3 protein-coding genes are annotated in these 2,780 nt (G+C 72.7%); all 3 read right to left on the reverse strand.

Annotation, left to right across the window (positions count from 1 at the left end; all coding sequences use genetic code 11):
• Positions 1-320 (reverse strand): hypothetical protein (locus KBX53_RS28555; protein ID WP_210862666.1); only part of this gene is annotated, 320 nt, incomplete at its 3' end.
• Between the two features lie 24 nt (positions 321-344).
• Positions 345-2,528, reverse strand: a complete 2,184-nt coding sequence (locus KBX53_RS28560; protein WP_210862668.1) for an NHLP family bacteriocin export ABC transporter peptidase/permease/ATPase subunit — start codon at positions 2,526-2,528, stop codon at positions 345-347.
• The coding region (locus KBX53_RS28565) for a hypothetical protein (protein WP_210862670.1) at positions 2,525-2,780 on the reverse strand (256 nt) is incomplete at its 5' end. The genes KBX53_RS28565 and KBX53_RS28560, both read right to left, overlap by 4 nt.

A 2,780-nucleotide genomic window follows, 5' to 3' on the forward strand; every position in this document is an offset into this window, starting at 1 on the left:
CCGAGCCGAACATGCCGTTCCAGCACCGACAGGTGACGCCGGGACAACCCGCGCAGCTCCGTTCCGGGCAACGGCACCAGGATCAACTGCCACGCACCGATCGCGGTGGACGTCGGCACCAGGCCACCCGCCGGCAGCCGGGCCACGTGGTGTCGACGCGAGGGGCTCATCCCGGCCCGGCGTACCGCGAAGAGGTCGGCCTCACCGCCGGTGATCAGCCAGCCCGCCGCCGGGCCGTCCAGGCGACACACCTGGCGTACGCCGTCCGAGCAGAAAGCGCTCAGGCCACCGGCCGGGGCATCCTCCACCGCGCCACTCATCAGCGTCTCCTCGGATCGTCGTGGTCAGTGGTCGCGAACGAGGCGCGCGTACGCCCCGTCCTGGGCGACGAGCTGCTCGTGGGTGCCGCGCTCCACTTCCCGGCCGCCGTCCAGCACGACGATCAGGTCGCAGTCGCGGACCGTGGACAGGCGGTGGGCCACGATCAGGCAGGTGGCCCCGCGCCGACGCAGGTGCAGGTCGATCCGGCGTTCGGTCTCGGCGTCCAGCGCGCTGGTGGCCTCGTCCAGCACCAGCACCCGGGGGTTGCGCACGAGCGCTCGGGCGATCTCCAGCCGCTGCCGCTGCCCACCCGAGAAGTTGCGGGCGTTCTCCCGCACCGGGCTGCCGAGACCACCTGGGCGGGCCGCAACCTCGTCGTAGAGGCACGCGTCGGTCAGCGCGGTGACGACGTCGTCGTCGGCGACAGTGAGGTCCCACATGGTGACGTTGTCCCGCACCGTCCCCTCGAACAGGCGTTGGTCCTGGTCCACCATGGCGACGGTGGCCGCCCAGAGACCGTCGTCGGCGGCGGCCCGCTCCAGACCGTCCACCGTGACCCGCCCGGTCCAGGGCCGGTAGAGCCCGGCGACCAGCCTGCCGACCGTCGACTTGCCGCTGCCCGACCGCCCGACGAGCGCCACCCGCGCACCCGGCGGCAGGTCCAGGCTGAAGTTCTCCAGCAGTGGACGGCCCAACGGGTTGTAGCCGAAGGTGACCCCGTCGATGCGCAGGTGCCCCTCCATCGGGGCCACCGGACCGGCGGGTCGGTCCTGGACCGTGGGCAGTGGGTAGCGCTCCACGTCACGCAGCCGGTTGAGGTCGGCGCTCATGTCCTGCAACCGGGAACCCAGCGCGGTCAGATTGCCCAGCGGGCGGTTCATCGCCGCCGCCAGGCTCTGCATGCCGACCAGCACACCGACGCTCATCGACTCGGCCACCACCTGCCGGCTGCCCAACCCCAACAGCACCGCCGTGGTCGCCGAGGCGAGCAGCGCCGGCAGGACCGAGAGCACCGCGGTGGGCACCCCCAGCCGTTGCTGACGGGTGGCGACGGTGGCATGGCGCGCGGCGAACCGGGCCACCGCCCGTTCCTCCTCGCCGCCGGCCTTCACCGTCTCGATCATCTGAACCGTGGTGTACACGGTGGTGACCAGCTTGCTGCGGTCCGCCTGCAGGCCGACGACGGCGGTGGACCGGGTCGAGGCGACGTAGCGCAGCACGCTGACGTTCAGCCCGGCGAGGACCACCGCGCACAGTCCGAGCAGCAGGTCGTACTGGCAGAGCAGAGCCCCGTACGCCAGCACCAGGCCGGTGTCCACCACGGTGGTGGCCGTCCGGCGGGTGAGCACCTCGGCGACCACCTCGTTGCCGCGGACCCGCTGGCTGAGGTCGGCGGCCTGCCGCTGGTCGAAGAAGGTCGGCGGCAGCCGCAGCAGATGTCGGAAGAACCTGGCGGCGCTGGCGAGGGCGAGCGCCGTCTCCGCGCGTACGGTCAGGCGTTGCTGCAGCAGGCTGGCCAGGAAGGTCAGCACGGTGGCCACCGCCACCGCCGCCACCAGGCCGGCGAAGGCGGCCCGATCCTCCTGCAGCAGCACCCGGTCGACGAAGACCTTGGCCATCACCGGGATGGTCAGACCGACCACGGCGATCAGCAGGCCCAGCAGCAGCATCTGCGCGATCGCCGAACCCGGGCCGCGCCACCGCTGCGCCAGCGCCCGCACCAGCCGGTAGCGGGTGCCGCCGGGCTGGAACTGCGGGCCAGGCTCCATGGTGAGCACGATGCCGGTGAAGGCGCCGTCGAACTCCTCCCAGCTCACCGCGCGGGGGCCGGTGGCCGGATCGTTGATGTGGACCTTACGGCCGAGCCCTTCCAGCACCACGAAGTGCTCGAACCGCCAGAACAGCACCGCCGGCAGCGCCACGGTGGCCAAGCCGGCCAGGTCCATCTGGAAACCCTTGGCCACCATCCCGTACCGGCGGGCCCCCTTGAGCACGGTGGCCGCGGTGGAGCCGTCCCGGCTGACCCCGCACACCCGGCGCAGCTCCTCCAGGGGCACGTGCCGACCGTGGTGCGCGAGCAGGATTCCCAGCGCGGCGGCACCGCACTCCACCGCCTCCATCTGGATCAGGGCGGGCGTGCGGACCCGGCGACGCCGGATCCTGGGCAGCTGCGGTGTGCCGCTGGCGGCTGTCGTCGGCGCGCTCATCGCCGCAGCAACCAGTCGATCGGGTGCTCCCGGTCCACTGTGAACCAGGCGGTGACCTCGCTGGCCGAGTTGAGCTGGAACGGCGGTGGGGACTTGGTCCAGCGCAGGCCGCCCGGGGCGGCCGGGTCCGGTTCCAGGGCCACCGTCACCCGTACCACGCTGCCGCGGGCGAGCAGTCGCCGGACGTCCGGCCCGGTGCCCAGAAAGGCGCGCAGCGAGGCCTCGGTCTCCGGGAAGGCACCGACAGTGGTG

The sequence above is a fragment of the Micromonospora sp. M51 genome (assembly GCF_018070305.1).
GTDB classification, from domain to species: Bacteria; Actinomycetota; Actinomycetes; order Mycobacteriales; family Micromonosporaceae; genus Micromonospora; species Micromonospora parva.